Genomic DNA, 16579 nt, shown 5'->3' on the forward strand with positions numbered 1-16579 from the left:
ATAATACATCCCTTTGCATTAAAAGTATAGATCTCTTTTTCCAGCCTTAACAAGATCCATTCTTTCTAATAATTTCTCTTTTAGAGGCCCTTCATTCATAACCTTTAACTCTTCTTCGATCCTCTTTTCGATAGATATCCTAGTATTTTCTGGGGCATAATCCTGGGCATATTCTAAAAGAGTTAAAATGGCGTTGGGAGTGCAAAACCTCTTCACAAATCCAGGTATTGCAAACTCCATGAAGTGCTCGCCAGTTCTCCCCATACGATAGCATGCGGTACAAAATGAAGGAAGATAACCTTCGATTGCTAATTCGTTTATTACAGTGTCTAAACTCCTTTGGTCACCTAAGGTGAATTGACTTTTCTTATAAGCTTGTTGATCTTCTGTTGAATATGCACCAATTCCAATATTAGAACCAGCATCTATTTGTGAAACTCCTAACTTTAAAACCTCGTTTCTTATATGGGAAGGTTCTCTGGCTGTTAAAATTAATCCCGTGTAGGGTACAGCTAATCTTAAAATCGCCACTATCTTTTGGAATTCATTATTATTCACAAGGTATGGAGGTTGCTCAGATAAAGGGGTGTTTAGAGCTGGTTCTATTCGTGGAAATGAAATTGTATGGGGACCAAATCCAAAGCGTTCTTCAAGATGTATTGTATGGTATAAAAGGCCCATGACCTCGAATTTATAATCGTAAAGTCCAAATAAAGCACCGATCCCAACATCGTCAATCCCAGCAGCTACAGCTCTGTCTAATCCATATAGCCTCCATATATAACTAGATTTAGGCCCTTTTGGATGAACTTTCTTGTAAGTATCAAAATGATAAGTTTCTTGAAAAATTTGAAATGTTCCTATTCCAACTTCTTTTATTTTTTTGTAATCATCAATTGTCTGAGGGGCAGCATTGATATTCACCCTTCTGATCTCACCGTTTCTGTTTTTAGTTTTGTATACCGTTTCAACGGTTTTGGCTATGAAATCTGCATCGTAATCAGGATGTTCGCCATAAACTAATATTAATCTTTTATGGCCTTTGTCTTCAAGTGCTTTCACCTCTTTCTCTAATTGTTCAAAACTAAGAGAGTTTCTATAAATTTCCGTGTTGCTTGATCTAAAACCACAGTACTCACAATTGTTTATACATTTGTTTCCAATATAAAGAGGAGCAAAAAAGACTATTCTATTCCCATATACATTTCTTTTTAATGTTCTTGCTCCTTCAAAAATCTCTTCTAACGTTTCATCATCTTCAACGTTTAAAAGTGTTGCTACTTCGTCTGGATTCAATCTTTCTTTTGATAAAGATTTTTGAATAATATCTCTGACTTTTAATTTACTTGGGGATTTTGTTCCTTCCAATATGTTAAATATTTCATCTTCTTTTATGAATGGTTTTTGGTTCTCCTTATCTCTTATCCAAAACACTCAATTATCCTCCTCTATTTTTTAAATTTAGTGTCTTTAAAAGCTTTAACCCGCTCGCATGTGTGAGGAAGGGCTCCGCCCTGTAACCAATTTAAAAACAAAATCTTATTTTTGAAAATCTTTATATTTCTAAAGTGTCGACTTTAGTATATATAGAATTTAAATATTCTAAAACTCGTTTTATCCCCACTGTGTCCATCATCCTGCATAGAAAAAAAGGGTAGCAATACCGTGACTGCTCCCCACCCCTGTATATTGTATATAGTATGTATGTGAAATATTTAACTTACATCCTAAAAAATGGTGGAGACGGCGGGAATCGAACCCGCGTCCGAAAATAGGTGAAGTCGGCTTCTCCGAGCGCAGTCCGCAATCAGTTTTCGGAAATTGTGACTTTGCGGACCGAGTCACAATTTCCTATTACCCGTTGGTACTTCTAAAACCCGGGTAAGAGATTTTAGAAGTGGAACCTTTTTCTGACGCCTCATTCCTCAAGCAAGGTTCCAAGAAAACTTGGGGAGAGACGAGCCGCCGTCTACGCAGCAGCTAATGCTAATTCTGGTTCTTCGGCATTTCAATGTTTTTTCGTTTTTTACGAGGTTTCAGACTCCTCGACTCGCTTCCCGACTTCAGCCTATTCCCGTCGAACCCAATCGTCCCCATACTTTATTCCTTAACCCGTTCGGGGTGAATTCTTTTTGCTGGGATACGTTTATATTATAACAAATTTTCAGTTCAAAATCAAGACCTCTTAAGATGCCACTGTAGCTTTTCAGATATTTCAGGGTCACGTTCTTGTAGGTATGGAACCAAATCAAAATTCTTAGACAAGATTTTTGTTATTGAATCCAAAATGAGCACTTTTAAAGAGTTGTTGGAAGTTTTATAATACTTTTCTAAAAGTATATCTAAAGTTTTTCTGTTCGGTAACTCGGTAATGGCCATAACGCTTATCTCTTCTATTTCCCATTCATCGCTGTCAATATAAGTTTTCAATATGTCTAAATAAGATTCATCTTTTGTGATTTTTAATAGATTTTCTATGATCAAAGGGAAAGCCCTCTCATCTGAAAATTTATTGAACATCATCTTAAGGTTTTCCACTATTTCATGGCACTTCAAGTCAGATAAAAGTTCAGCTAGATACAACAAAACAGTATCGTCTTGAAAGTTCAGATTGAATCTTCGTTTGAACTCTTGTAAAAGGTATTCTTTTCCCTCGGGTGCCATAACGCTCAATGCATCCCTTGCCAATTCTCGAACTTCGTAATCTTCGTCATCTAATAACTCTATTAAATTAGGTATAGCTTGAAGCCCTTTTTCATCTACTATCTTTTTTATCAGATCTTCACGACTGTACATCTTTTACACATCCTTTTCAATAGACAATGTTTCCGTACATTTCTTTTATTTCTTCCAATCTTTCATTTTCTGATAATTTTATGATTGCTGAACTAGTTTCTTCGTTTGACGATTTTACTATTTTAAAGTGTTCAGTGGCGAAATTTGCAACTTGGGGCATATGAGTGATTACAATAATTTGTTTGTCTTTTGATAATTCGTTGAGTTTATTTCCTACAACATCTGCCATCCTTGGACCAACTCCAGAATCAATCTCGTCAAAAACCATAGTATCAATTGCATGATTTTTTCCTAGTACAACCTCCACTGCTAATATTATTCTAGATAATTCACCCCCAGAAGCTATTTCGGATAAAGGCATAAAATCACTTTTTGGATTTGTTTTTAATAAAAAGGTGATCCTATGTGCTGCCTCTTTTTTTGGCTCTTTTAGTCTTTCTATCTTCCAATCTATCTTACTATTTTCCATATTAAGATCCTTCAGATTGTTTTCAATGTTTGATTTTAAATCGTTGAGAAAAGGAGTAACTTCCTCTATTATTTTATCACTGAGTTCTAATAATTCGTCTTTCAATTTATATAATCTTGGTTCTAACTCGTGAAAATCGTTTTTTATTTCTTCTAATTCATTTTTTTGAATTCTAAACTTGTTGAGATTTTTTAAAACATCATCAAGAGATGGACCATATTTTCTTTTTAAATCGATGATTTTGTTCAGTCTCTCGCTGACTCTTTCCAATTCTTCTGGATCGCTATCTAGTTGAGATAATCTATTTTCTAAAAGGGTGTATAATTCGGCTATTTGTTCCTGAATAGACGAAGCTAGAGAATGTTCTTCAATGAATCCAAAATCTTTTAACTTTGACAAATTGTAAATTATATAACCAATTTCCTCATCGATACTTTGTTCCTCTCTATCTTTTAGTATGTTTAAAGATTCTACCAAACGTTCCCTGATTTCTTCTAAATTATTTAGAGTTTTAAACCGAGCAGAAAGTTCATCATCTTCATGAGGTTGAAGGTTCGCCTCTTCAATTTCCTGGATCTGGTAGTTTAAAATATCAATATTTCGAAAGATTTCGGTTTTATTGGTTGGAAGGTTTTCTAGCTTTCTTTTCAAATTCAAGTATTCCTCATACCCCTTATCGTAATCAAAAAAATATTCGGGGAATTTCTCTCTCAAAATCTTAAAAATCAAAGAATTCTGATAATTCTCGTCTCTCAAAGCTATGTTGGAGTCTTGAGAATGTATTTCTAACAGATACTTCGAAATGTCTTGAACGACGTTTTTAGGAACTATTGTATCGTTAACTCTGAAAAGTGTCTTTTTAGGAGTGAAATTTACGGCTAAGATCAAATCATCACCATCAAAGGGCACGTATTCTCTCAGCATCTCTTTGATAAAATCATTAACGGTAAAATATGCTGAAACTGAACCTTCTGAGGTCTTCAGGTTTTGAGGAACATTTCCTATTAAAAAAAGATTTAAAGCATTTAAAAACATAGATTTTCCCGTTCCCGATTCACCGGTGATAGCGCAGAAATTATCGTTAAAATCCACGTTAGCACTTTTAAAGAGACCAAAATTTTTTATAGACAAAGAAAGTAGCATTCACCACACCAACCTTACAATCGGCACTTTATTCTTCTATCATCGAAATTATACCATAATTTTAAATCTTTTTATTTTTTAAATAATCAAGTATTATTTCATTTGCATCTAAAGGAGGCACTTTTTCTAACGTTTTTTTGGGAAGTTTAACTCCTTCCTCAATAACCTCTAAATATCCTCTAGCAGTACTCTTCCAAGTATAATTTTCTAAAACTCTTTTTTTAACCTTTTTTGAAAAATAATCATAATTATTCAAAGCTTTTATTAAGCCCTCAACAATATCTTGAATATCTTCAGGATTAATTAACACACCTGAACCATCCGAAAATATTTCGCTTGGTCCACCATTCTTTGTTGCAACAACAGCAAGGCCACAAGCGCCTGCTTCGATAGGAGCTAAGCCAAAAGGTTCATAAAAAGAGGGTAAAACAAAAACGGACTTCAATTTTGAAAAGAGTTTGTAAGCGGTAGCTAAGGCAAGTTGAGATTTTAAATCAAAAAAATATACCTTATCTTTTATATCTGCTTTTTCTATTTCTTCCAAAATTGGGGTTAGGATGGATCTTTCTTTTTCCGACAATTTTTGTATGTCAGTGAAAGGATCAGGAATGCCCCTAAGAAATATTCCTAGATTTGCCTTATCTTGAAGATCTCTAGAATTTGCATATGCCTTCACAACAGCTATATGATTCTTTTTAGCATCTAAACGGCTGGAGAGAACGATAAAAGGTTTTTGCTGTTTATTTAATTTATTTTCAATTTGAGCGACAGTGTCTTGATCGAGATCAGTCAAATCGTCGTTAAAGATCTCCGTGTTAACACCAGGAGGAATCACTTTGTATTTACTGTCGTTTGCAACTTCAGAAACATCGGCATACAAAGGATGAGAATATTGTTCATATCTTTCCATAGATGTGGAGACAATAATTTTAGATGCGTATTGCATTGACAACCTTTCAGCCATTATTCTTTGTGAAAAATGGTACTCTTTGTCGAGATCTTCAAAATTCTTCGAAGAGACGTTTAATTTGTCCATTTTTTGGGCACCTAAAGAATGCCCTGTGAAAGAGAAATTTAAACCTAATTTTGATCTTAAGAGAACTCCCGAGTACCCTCCATCGGCGTAATGAGTGGTTATGAAATCTATATTTTTGCCTTTGTAAAATGAAAGAATATTATCAACGTATTCCTTTAAATAAGGCCACAATTGTTCTTTATTTAAAAATTTTTCACCATCAAAAGGTATCCTGACAATAGTTGGATTTTTATTAATATCGAAATAATCTAATTCCTTTGAAAACTCAGGCCAGTCACGATCAATTATCTGTCTGGTAACTATATCCACAGAAACATTTAAATTAGCCAACTCTTTAGATACTTCTTTAACGTAGATCAATTGACCCCCAAAATCAGGATGCTCGGTTAAATGAGAATCGTTTTTGTCAAAGTTGCCCTGGGGGTTTAGAAATAGCACCTTCATTTAAGCTACCTCCAATACTCTGTTATTTGCAATACAACAAATATATTTTACCATACTTCTAATAAATTTTCTTTTCAACGTTTTAGAAGCAAAATTCGAAAATATGCTATAATTCTAACGATTTCATTTTGTATTCCCATGTGTGTGCAGCAGAACAAAAAATAAAAAAACTTTTTTCCTTATGTGTGGTCAGCAGGTCAAAAAATGAAAAAACTTTTTTCGTACGAGGGTGTTCTGGGGAAAATATTAAAAAAACTTTTTCCTTATGGGTGGGCAGCGGGGCGAAGGGGCGCTAACAGTAAGTTTTAGAAGAAATTCTAATAATAAAGCTTCAAAAGTTCACAGGACGGAGGATTAACAACATTGAAAACAAAACTTACCTTAACAGCATTATTTCTGTCTTTCTTTACCTCGATTTTTTCCTATGAACTCTTCTTCTCCGGTGGAGAATTAGTACACTTCATAAACCAAAAACTAACCACGAGCACTTCAGTAAAAGTTGTATCTTTCAGTTTGGATGACACAATTTCTGAAAACTTATCAGCTATAAACCACCAAATATTTTTAGAAAAAGATGGTGGATATTCTGGTGATTTGAATTTGACCATCAAATACGATAAGAATACTGACGGTTACCTACATCAAAAATATATGATCTTCGATAACAACTCAGTATTATTTGGAACTGGGAACTTCACTACAAGCGGTTTATTAACAGATCTAAACATCTTCATCTACACCGAAGATGAAAAGATTGTTAAAGTTTTTCTTGATGAATATGAGAACTTTCAAAGGGGTAAATTTGGATATTCAAAAGAAGTAATCAATAAGCGTCTAAACACCACCGAATTTGGGAAGGTAAAAATAATAACTGGGCCATCAAAAGAGGTCCTTAACTCAGTCTTAAATGAGATTAAGAGATCCAAAATTTCTTTAAAAGTCTTTTCGTATTCTTTCACCGATCCCTACTTTGTCCATGTTTTGGAACAAGCTTCCTCCAATAATGTAAAGGTTGAAATACTATCCGATGATTGGAACAAAATCTACACTTCACCCTTAAAATATATGCAAGGCATAAATATAAAATATAGGAATGACATTCATGCAAAGTGTATAACAATAGATGGAGAAACAGTCATTATAGGAAGTTACAATCTAACCTATAGGGCAAGAGAGAAAAACGACGAAATGGTTGTTATAATTAAAAACAAAGGGTTGGCTGACATCATAAACAGAAAATTTGATTTATTATGGCAAGAATGGTAAAATATATTGGTGTTTCTTTTTTCAATATCCGAAAAAGGAGGTCCATGCTTTTAAAAAATAAACCGAAAGCATAAATTAGCTATGAAAATAAGAATATCTTTGGCTCAAATGAATTCTACAGTTGGCGACTATCCAGGAAATGTTGAAAAGATAAAAGATTTCATCTCTAAGGCAGACGAAAAAGGTGCCGATATAATATTATTTCCGGAATTATCTCTGAATGGATACCCACCTGAAGATTTAATCTTAAAAACTCAATTTCTCAAGGATTCTTTGAAAAGTATAGAAGAAATACAAGATTTTAGTAAATCTAAAGATGTTGTAATAGTTTTAGGTGCTGTTGACTGGGATGTTGAATCCTACAACTCTGCTTTTGTTATATACAAAGGCGAAATCTATGGTAGTTATAAAAAGATGTTCTTACCAAACTACTCTGTTTTTGACGAAAAAAGGTATTTTACTGCCGGTAGAGCACCTTTTTTAATGGAAATGGAAAGGATCAAAATTGGAATAACAATTTGTGAAGATCTGTGGGTTCCCAATGGACCGGCTGTTTCTTTAGCCCAAAACGGAGCCAATTTGATTTTAAACCTTTCTTCATCTCCTTTTTATAAGGGGAGAAATAAAGTAAGGTTTGAAATGCTTAAAACTAGAGCATCAGAGTTATCGAGTTGGATCGCTTATTGCAATATTATAGGTGGTCAAGATGAGTTAGTTTTCGATGGTGGGAGTGTAGTTATTAACCCATACGGAGAAATAGAATTAAGTGCTCCTTCTTTTGAAGAAGGGTTGTATTTTATAGATATAGATCCCCTAGAACCTACTAGAGCAAATTTAAGGGAAGGAAAAAGGAAACATTACAATCAAAGTGCCTACTATGAAAGCGTAAATACAATCAAAATAGAAAAAAAGATTAGAGAAAAAACTCCTATAAAAGCTGTCAAAGTTGACTCTTTTGATATATACGAGCAATTGTACCTTGCTGTAAAAACTGGGATAAAAGATTATGTATTGAAAAATGGTTTCCAAAAAGTTGTTCTAGGACTAAGTGGAGGAATAGATTCTTCGCTCACAGCCGCTATTGCAGCGGATGCTATTGGCCCTGAAAATGTTGTGGGATTACTAATGCCTTCTCAATACTCATCTAAAGGCAGTATCGACGATTCGATAGAGTTATCAAAAAATTTGGGAATAAATTATAAAATAATACCAATAAATGACATATACGAAAAGTATATTGAAAATTTAAAGGAAAGCTTTAAAAACACCGATGAAGACAAAACTGAAGAAAACATTCAAGCAAGGATAAGGGGAAACTTAGTAATGGCATTTTCGAACAAATTCGGATATTTAGCCTTAGCTTGCGGCAACAAAAGTGAAGCAGCTACAGGATACGCTACATTGTATGGAGACATGGCAGGAGGATTCTCTCCCATTAAAGACTTATACAAAACAGACTTATATAAAGTTGCCAGAAAATACAATGAACTGCATGGAAAGGAAATTATTATAAAATCGATATTAGAAAAAGCCCCTTCAGCGGAACTTCGACCAAATCAAAAAGATGAGGATATTTTGCCGCCATATGCTTTACTCGATGAGATTTTATTCAAGTATATAGACAGAGAAATGTCATATGATGAATTACTACAGGAAGGATACGATGAAGGGTTATTGAAAAATGTAATAAACATGGTCAACAAGAACGAATACAAAAGAAGGCAATCTGCTCCTGGTATAAAACTAACTGAAAGAAGTTTTGGAAAAGACAGAAGAATGCCAATTACAAATAAATATATCCCTTGGTAGTTAATGTCAAATGCACAGGGTTAGAGCGCTAAATAAGGATCTTTTTCCTTATGGGTGGGCTGCGAGGTCAAGAGATCTTCGATCTTTTCCTTGTGGGGTGGGCTGCGGGGCGAAGGGGCGCAAATAAAGACTAAGCGCAGCTTACAAAAAACGATGCTAATAATTAACTAAAAAACGCTCTTTTTTTTAAAAGGTCACAGGGCGCAGCCCTCTATTCCTGGTTAGGTCAGGGACCGCAGGTCCCTCTTTCAAAAGTGTGAGGAACTGCGGAAGGGCGCAAACCTAGATAGAATAAATATTATAGAAACTAAATAATTTTTAACAATAAGATTTTGGTTTTAAAAGGGTCACAGGGCGGAGCCCTCCCCCGGCCGCGTTAAGGACCGCAGGTCTCTCTTTCAAAAGCGTGAAGAATTGTGGAAGGGCGCAAACCTAGATAGAATAAATATTATAGAAACTAAATAATTTTTAACAATAAGATTTAGGTTTTAAAAGGGTCACAGGGCGGAGCCCACCCCCGGCCGCGTTAGGGACCGCAGGTCCCTTTTAGAAGGGTGGAAGCGCTAAAAACAACCATTAAAACAGGAGAAAAAATCATGGAAGAAAAAGAAAAAAACCAATCCAACGACAGTCTAAAAAATTTATTAATCATCATTGGCACTATGGCAGTCATATATTTTGCTACTTTCATACTATGGAATTTGTATGTAGAAAACTTAGAAAGCCATTATTACTATCCATATGTAAAAATCAAAGAAACAGGCTACGAACGGGTTAAAAAAATGCCTTTTTCGCCCAAAGGTTACAATATAACTATTGAAAAAAGCAATATCACAAACACTTACACAGTAAAAACAAAGTTTGGTTCATTCAATATTCAAACATTTGACGATAGATTCTTCTTTTTTGAAAACTCTGATATGGTAGTAGTCTCTTATCCTTCTTACGATTTCAGAGGGCTCGAATATTCTGTAATTCTAAAAAATGGTAGTATCTTTAAATTTGTTATAGTACCAAACGAGGAAATCGTTGAAGATATTTTTACCTTTGTTGAAAATCTTTTACGAATAAGGGTCTTAGAGATTCCAGAATTAGCAAATTATGAATATATCAAAGAAAGTGAGAACAGTTACACCATTGTTAGTAACGATCAAGAGTTTACTTTATCAAAAAATTTGATAAGTACGGTAGGTGAATCCCAAGACTACATTTATTTCATTTCGAAAAAGTATGGGTTGTTCAATAAGATATACTATTTAGAAAAATCAACCAATAATTTTGGAGAGCTAATAATGATATCGGAATCTCAAGAATTTTGGAGCAATAATTAGAAAATATAAAAATAAAGAATTTTTAAGTATAATATTTATTTTAAAAGAGTTACTGGAGTTGGGTCCAAAAGGGGGTATCTAATTTTTAAAGATTCTATCATCAAAAGCTATATTGGGAGGGTAAAAAATGGATTTTATAAGTAAAATTACCGTCGTTCCAAAAATCCCGGAAAAGATTCTGGGGTTAAAAGAACTCTCTGAAAACATGTGGTGGACATGGAATTATAAAACTCAAGCCTTATTCGAAACCATAGACAAAGAGCTTTGGGAGTCCACTCAGAGAAACCCGGTTACCTTTTTAAAACGTGTGGAACAAAAAAAATTAAACACTGCTGCAGAAGATTCGAAATTTAACGAACTCTATCAAGAAGTCATGAAAGAGTTTTCTAATTATATGAATGAAAATAGCAACACATGGTTCAGTAAGACCCACCGTTCTTTTAAAGATGGAGAAATTGCTTACTTTTGTATGGAATATGGCCTTCACGAGTCTTTTCCTATGTATTCTGGTGGTTTAGGAATATTGGCTGGTGATCATCTAAAAAGTGCAAGTGATCTAGGTATACCACTTATAGCTATAGGTTTACTATACCAAAAGGGATATTTTATTCAGAGGCTTAATTCAGAAGGATGGCAAGAAAGTATATTTTTAGATTACGATTTTTCGGATTTTCCTATTATTCCCGCCAAAGAAAGCAACGGGGATGAAATATACGTCGATATAGACCTATTAGGGAAAAAGGTATTCGCTAAAGTTTGGCAGGTAAAGGTAGGAAGAGTGAACCTATACCTCTTGGACACCAACCTAATGCAAAATGATCCTGAAGATAGAGAAATAACCTCCACATTGTATGGTGGAGACATAGAAATGCGTATAAAACAAGAAATACTAATAGGGATCGGTGGAGTGAAAGCGGTAAGAAAGTTAGGGTACAACCCATCTGTTTGGCACATGAATGAAGGTCACGCTGCATTCTTAGGTCTTGAAAGAATACGTGAATTAGTTCAAGAACATGGCTTAACTTTTCAGGAAGCAATTGAAGCGGTTCGGGCTGGAAACGTTTTTACCACTCACACTCCCGTACCTGCTGGGAACGATGTATTTTCTATTTCTTTAATTGATAAATATTTTGGAGACTTTTGGCCTAAATTAGGAGCTTCAAGGCAAGACTTTCTAAATTTAGGATTAGAAAAAAGACAAAACGCAGAAGAATTATTTTCAATGACCATTTTGGCGCTAAAACTCTCTGGAAGATCAAATGCTGTTTCAAGGCTACATGGAGAAGTATCGAGAAAGTTATGGAACCATGTTTGGCCAGGTATAGAATGGTTGGAAGTACCTATAAACTATGTTACCAATGGCGTACATATAGACACATGGTTAAACCCAAAATTGCAGGAATCTTTAAAAGAATACCTGGGTGCTGACTGGATGTCAAAAATTGACGATCCAGAACTTTGGGAAAAAATTGATAATATCCCTGACCATGAACTATGGGAAACTCACCAACAATTAAAAAAAGAGTTAATAGAATACATTAGGAAGAGTATAAAAGCACAAAGATCGAGACATGGAGAAACAGTTGAACAACTCGAGGAAGTAAACCAAATAGGTGATGAAAAAGCTTTAACTATCGGTTTTGCCAGAAGGTTTGCTACTTACAAACGGGCAGATCTAATATTCAGCGATGAAGAAAGATTAAAAAAGATCTTGAACGATCCAGACAAACCCGTACAATTAATATTCGCTGGTAAAGCTCACCCTGCGGATAAACCAGGTCAAGAACTCATAAAAAAGATATACGAATACTCACGAAAACCAGAATTTCAAAATAAAGTCATAATTCTGGAAAATTACGATATGGATATGGCAAGGCACTTAGTTTCGGGTGTTGACATTTGGTTAAACAATCCTAGACGTCCAAGAGAGGCATCTGGAACATCAGGCCAGAAAGCCGGAATGAATGGAGCTATAAACTTCTCAGTTTTAGATGGCTGGTGGGTTGAAGGATACAACGGTAAAAATGGATGGGCCATAGGGGACAACAGAGACTATGAAGACTTGAAATTACAGGATAAAATAGACAGTGTTTCAATATACAACCAATTAGAAAAACAAATAGTGCCTATGTACTATGAAAAAGGAGAAACTGACGTTTCAAAAGAATGGGTATCAAAGATGAAAGAGTCTATTAAAAGTGTCACATCTTTTTTCAACACAGCCAGAATGCTCAAAGAATACACTCAAAAACTATATATGCCCGCTCTCGAGCAGCACACACGCTTTTCAAACGATGACTTTAAATTGGCAAAAGAATTTGCCGGTTGGGTTAAATTGTTAAAAGAAAATTGGGACTCTATAAAAATACATGTCAAACTCGATCAAGATCTTACTGGAGTAAAAAACGCAGAAGAAGAAATAGGAGTACAAGCAGAAATATACTTGCCAGGTATAGGTCCAGACTCAATCCTACCAGAAGTTGTATTTGCAAGGTTAAAAGATGGTAAGATTGCAAACATAAGGCGGTACGATATGAAACTCATCAAAGAAGTACAAAAAGACACATATCTATACTCAGTAAAATTTAAAATAGAAGACAGGGGGGAATATGGAATAAATGTAAGGGTAACACCTAACAATCCTCTCATGCCCCATAAAAACTACTTGATGGGACTAGTAAAATATCCTCAATAAGATTTTGTAAATTTTTAATAGACCCCCTTGATTTCAATATATTGTCGTGTTATCATATAAAAGTACAATATATTGATTCAAGGGGGTAATTTTCATGAGAGTTTTAAATAAATGGATCCAAAAAGAACCATCGAAGAATGCAATCACCATATTAAAAGACAGATATTTCTTAAAAGATGGCGAAGGGAATTATTTAGAAAGCACATGGGATGAAGTTGCAAAAAGGATTGCAAGACATGTTGCTGCAGCTGAGGTAAACTATACAAACGATATAGAGGAAATAAAAAATGCAGAAGAACATTTCTACCAACTAATTAAATCTCGAATTTTCTTACCGAACAGTCCAACGATATTCAACGCAGGCAAAACAATGGACAGACAATTATTCAAAAAAGATATAGAAGAAACAACTTTAGAAGACTACAAAACAATTTTTGATTCAAGAACAAAACACAACATGTTATCTGCATGTTTTGTAATCCCTATGGACGACTCAATGAGCGCCATATTCGATGCGGTAAAAAATGCTGCTTTAATAATGAAATATGGAGGAGGAGTAGGATACGACTTCTCTGTTTTACGTCCAAAAGGTTCTTCTATCGCAGGAACAGGGGGAAAATCCTCCGGACCTATTAGCTTCATGCATGTTTTCAACACAGCAGCTTCCACGATAGAACAAGGTGGGGCAAGGCGGGCAGCTCAAATGGCTGTATTAAGGTATGATCATCCCGATGTCTTTGACTTTATAAATTCCAAAAAAGACAACAAAGGCAACAATGTCTTGAATTATTTCAACATTTCAGTAAACATTGACAACCCAAAAGAATTCAAAAAAATGCTCGAAGAAGATGGGGATCTCACCTTAGAACATCCCGCATCATCCATAAGAAAGACTATCAAGGCAAACGATTTAATGAACAAAATGGTAGAAAACGCATGGAAAACGGGAGATCCTGGGATGCTTTTCCTCGGCAGACACAATCAGTACTATGCTATGAGTGAGCATACTCCAGTCACTGCCACAAACCCATGTGGAGAAGAACCACTGCCACCCTTTGGAAGTTGTAATCTTGGCTCTATAGACGTTGCAAAACTAGTGGAAGACATGGATTTAGGAAATCCAAACTCGCCGGATATTTCAGAATTTCAAGAAATAGTATATTGGGCTGTAAGATTTTTAGATGACGTCATAGAATCAAACATCTACCCTCTGAAAGAAATTGAAGAAATATCGAAAAAGCAAAGATTTATTGGATTAGGAATGATGGGATTAGCAGATGCATTATACAAAAAAGAGCTACCCTACAACTCAGAACAAGCCAGAAAGTTCATGGCAAAATTAACCGCTGAATTAGCTTATTTCTCTCATGTTGCAAGTACTGAACTGGCCAAAGAAAGAGGCAATTTCCCGGACTTTCAACGATCCAAATACCCAAACGGTTTCATTCCATTTCCCATGTTGGATGACGAAATAGACGAAGACATAAAAGTGTGGAATGAAAAAATACGTCAACATTTTCAAGGCGAAGCCACAAAATACAAAAGAAATGTACAAACAAACACCATAGCCCCAACAGGTTCAATATCTAACTTAGCAGATACATCAAGTGGAATCGAGCCAAACTTCTTACTATCCTATGTAAGATACATGACCAACAAAGAAGGAGACAGAGTTCCTCTATCTTATATAAACCCAATATTAATGGAAAAAATAGGCACCAACATGACAGAAGAGTTAAAAGCAGAAATCATTGAAAAAGGAAGTATTCAAAATATAGACAGCATACCAAACGAAATCAAAAAAATATTTGTAACCTCTATGGATATACCACCAAAGGATCATCTATTAGCCCAACACGTAATTCAAAGTTATCTTGACGCCTCATGCTCTAAAACTATAAATATGCCTAAATCTTCAACTATAGAAGACGTTAAAGCTATCTATCTACAAGCATTAGAATTAAATTTAAAAGGATTAACTATTTACAGAGATGGGAGCCTTGAAACCCAAGTTCTAACCTCCTCATCTCAAGAAGAAAAAGAAACATCCGAAACACAAGGCAAAAGCGTTACATTCTTCGTATTGGACGAAAAGCATAAACTAAGGGCAAGGCCAAGAAAAGAAACCTTACGAAGCGTCACACGAAAGTTCAAACACGACACAGGAACGGTATACGTCACAGTCTCCTTCGATGATGCCGGAGAAGCGGTAGAAATCTTTCTATCAGATGGTACAGAAACGGCAGAGGTCATTGGAAGATTATCATCCATAGCTTTAAGAGCAGGCGTCTCAACGGATGAAATAGTTGAGCAATTAAAAAAAGTTAAAGGAACATATTGTAAAGGATTGGCACAGGAAATAAGCAAAGCCCTCAACGATTTCAACCAGTTATGGGGATCGAAAATAGAAGATTATGAAGTAATAAGAACGGGCACACCTAAAACCCGAGAAGAAGTAGAAAAATTTGTCTACGCCAATGACTTAAAATACGACAAAGGATATTATATAGACTCAGAAGGTAACGCATACTGTCCAAGCTGTCTATCTAAAAATACACTGGTAAATGAATCAGGCTGTGTCACCTGCACCACTTGCGGATGGTCAAAGTGTTCTTAAATGATATACAATAAGAAACAATACTAGAATTTGGTTTTGAAACAGGGTATATGGTTTTATTAAAGTTTCATGGAACAAGCGGTATGGCACCTTTCGTTACAAATTAAAGCGATGTCGTGAAAGACAATTACCTTGTTGGAATAACTTTATAACCCGCCTTCATGGCGGGTTTTTTGATTTTATTAATTTTTTTGTTCACAGTTTTGATAAGTTGAACCGACTTAATATAAAATAATGTTAACAATTTAACCTAATAATAGCATAGAAAAGCAAATGATGAGAAAAATCGTCTGTCGACCTCCAATAGGGTAAAAATCCCGGGGGGATCGACAGACAAGCGAAAAAAGTCACAAGCCTTATTACATGAGTATTTGAATTGAATCTTAACAATTTCTCAAAGTTTTGCTTGACAATCGTAATTTTTTATGATATAGTATTTGTAAGTATCTTATGCCTTTTTATCCTACCTATGAGGAATGGAAACCATGAAAGGGGGGAGGAACGTAAAATTTACTTATACTTTTTATCCTACCTATGAGGAATGGAAACTGCTTTGCTCTGTTCGCATAAACCAGCTCACAAAGCTTTTTATCCTACCTATGAGGAATGGAAACTTTGTTTTTCATAAGCTTTCTGCCCAGCGTAACCCGCCTTTTTATCCTACCTATGAGGAATGGAAACGAGATATTGACAATGAGAATACAAATGTATATACAATACTTTTTATCCTACCTATAAGGAATGGAGTTAGGGGAGAGGAATGGAAACGAGATTGCTTCAGAGCTTCGATGCAGTATGTTCTCGCTTTAAACGGATTTTGATGAATTGAAAGTGGGGGAGGAATGGAAACGAGTAGTTTATGTTGTATTCTACTCTCTTTAATAAATATCAAAAAATGTCCGTACCTATAAGAACCGTTGATATTTGTAGTAATAAGAATCTTCCTTGTCTTTCCTTAATGCTTCAGAAAAAT

The 16579-nt window shown here is 35.0% G+C and carries 9 protein-coding genes, 1 other RNA gene and 1 CRISPR repeat array; of the genes, 5 read left to right on the forward strand and 5 right to left on the reverse strand.

Annotated features, from left to right (window positions below; translation table 11 throughout):
• Positions 1-18: 18 nt before the first annotated feature.
• The 5 genes from hydG to PMOB_RS09615 form a co-directional block, all read right to left on the reverse strand.
• Complete coding sequence (gene hydG / locus PMOB_RS09600) at positions 19-1434, reverse strand: [FeFe] hydrogenase H-cluster radical SAM maturase HydG (RefSeq protein WP_012209650.1); 1416 nt, start codon at positions 1432-1434, stop codon at positions 19-21.
• Between the two features lie 301 nt (positions 1435-1735).
• Positions 1736-2095, reverse strand: a transfer-messenger RNA (tmRNA) gene (gene ssrA / locus PMOB_RS10480).
• An 80-nt stretch (positions 2096-2175) separates the two neighbouring features.
• Positions 2176-2796, reverse strand: coding sequence for a HEAT repeat domain-containing protein (locus tag PMOB_RS09605; protein WP_012209651.1), 621 nt, complete (start codon positions 2794-2796; stop codon positions 2176-2178).
• 16 nt (positions 2797-2812) lie between these two features.
• Positions 2813-4408 (reverse strand): DNA repair protein RecN, encoded by a 1596-nt coding sequence (locus PMOB_RS09610; RefSeq protein WP_012209652.1) that lies wholly within the window; start codon positions 4406-4408, stop codon positions 2813-2815.
• Positions 4409-4469: 61 nt separating this feature from the next.
• Positions 4470-5888, reverse strand: a complete 1419-nt coding sequence (locus PMOB_RS09615) for a glycosyltransferase (RefSeq protein ID WP_012209653.1) — start codon at positions 5886-5888, stop codon at positions 4470-4472.
• A 363-nt stretch (positions 5889-6251) separates the two neighbouring features.
• Here PMOB_RS09615 and PMOB_RS09620 point away from each other — a divergent pair, with 363 nt between their 5' ends.
• The 5 genes from PMOB_RS09620 (at position 6252) to PMOB_RS09640 (ending at position 15606) form a co-directional block, all read left to right on the forward strand.
• Positions 6252-7154 (forward strand): phospholipase D-like domain-containing protein, encoded by a 903-nt coding sequence (locus tag PMOB_RS09620; RefSeq protein WP_012209654.1) that lies wholly within the window; start codon positions 6252-6254, stop codon positions 7152-7154.
• Between the two features lie 81 nt (positions 7155-7235).
• Positions 7236-8963 (forward strand): NAD+ synthase, encoded by a 1728-nt coding sequence (locus tag PMOB_RS09625; protein WP_012209655.1) that lies wholly within the window; start codon positions 7236-7238, stop codon positions 8961-8963.
• A 596-nt stretch (positions 8964-9559) separates the two neighbouring features.
• Positions 9560-10294, forward strand: a complete 735-nt coding sequence (locus tag PMOB_RS09630) for a hypothetical protein (protein WP_012209656.1) — start codon at positions 9560-9562, stop codon at positions 10292-10294.
• Positions 10295-10421: 127 nt separating this feature from the next.
• Positions 10422-12989, forward strand: a complete 2568-nt coding sequence (gene glgP / locus PMOB_RS09635) for an alpha-glucan family phosphorylase (RefSeq protein WP_012209657.1) — start codon at positions 10422-10424, stop codon at positions 12987-12989.
• Positions 12990-13083: 94 nt separating this feature from the next.
• Positions 13084-15606 carry an adenosylcobalamin-dependent ribonucleoside-diphosphate reductase gene (locus tag PMOB_RS09640; protein ID WP_012209658.1) on the forward strand — a complete coding sequence of 841 codons (2523 nt, stop codon included), beginning with the start codon at positions 13084-13086 and terminating at the stop codon, positions 15604-15606.
• 454 nt (positions 15607-16060) lie between these two features.
• Positions 16061-16355: direct repeats of the CRISPR family, unit length 30 nt; unit sequence CTTTTTATCCTACCTATGAGGAATGGAAAC.
• Positions 16356-16579: the final 224 nt, after the last annotated feature.

The sequence above is a fragment of the Petrotoga mobilis SJ95 genome, assembly GCF_000018605.1.
Lineage (GTDB): Bacteria > Thermotogota > Thermotogae > Petrotogales > Petrotogaceae > Petrotoga > Petrotoga mobilis.